1 pseudogene is annotated in these 831 nt (G+C 50.1%); it reads right to left on the reverse strand.

The features are described from left to right. A pseudogene (locus R7R24_RS25815) lies at positions 1-831 on the reverse strand (aminotransferase class III-fold pyridoxal phosphate-dependent enzyme); the annotation flags it as partial.

Genomic DNA, 831 nt, shown 5'->3' on the forward strand with positions numbered 1-831 from the left:
AGTGATGGTGTGAAACGTACGACATTGGCACCCGCAACCAATACCATGAGACCTTGTTTACCTGCAGCAACCAGCACATCACGTGCACGGCCTTGCCACTCTTCATTCAGCGCAGCGCCTAGCAATAGACCTTTGCCACGAACTTCAGAGAATAGGTTGTACTTCGCATTGATCTTTTCTAGACCTGCGCGGAACAGCGCTTCGCGCTCTAAAACACCAGCAAGCACTTCTGGTTTTGTCACTTCGTTAACGACCGCTTCTGCCACTGCACATGCCAATGGGTTACCACCGTATGTTGAACCGTGAGTGCCCACTTTCAGATGCTCAGCCAGTTTTGCTGTTGTTAACATTGCACCGATAGGGAAACCACCACCCAGTGATTTCGCTGTGCTTAGAATGTCTGGCGTGATGCCTAGACCTTGGTAAGCATAGAAATGACCCGTACGTCCGTTACCCGTTTGAACTTCATCAAAGATAAGTAGCGCGTTGTGCTAGTCACACAGTTCACGTACTGCTTGGGCAAATTCCGGAGTTGGTGGCACGATGCCTCCTTCGCCTTGTAGCGGCTCCATCATAACTGCACATGTGCGATCTGACATGTGTGCTTGAAGTGCTTCGATATCGTTGTATGGTAAGTGCGTAACATCGCCTGGCTTAGGACCAAAACCGTCTGAGTAAGCCGCTTGACCGCCAACCGTCACAGTAAAGAATGTACGACCGTGGAAACCTTGTTTAAATGCGATGATTTCTGATTTTTCAGGGCCATGAACATCTGCCGCGTAACGGCGTGCTAATTTCAGTGCCGCTTCGTTTGCTTCTGCGCCCGAGTTA

This window comes from Vibrio sp. 704 (assembly GCF_033339295.1).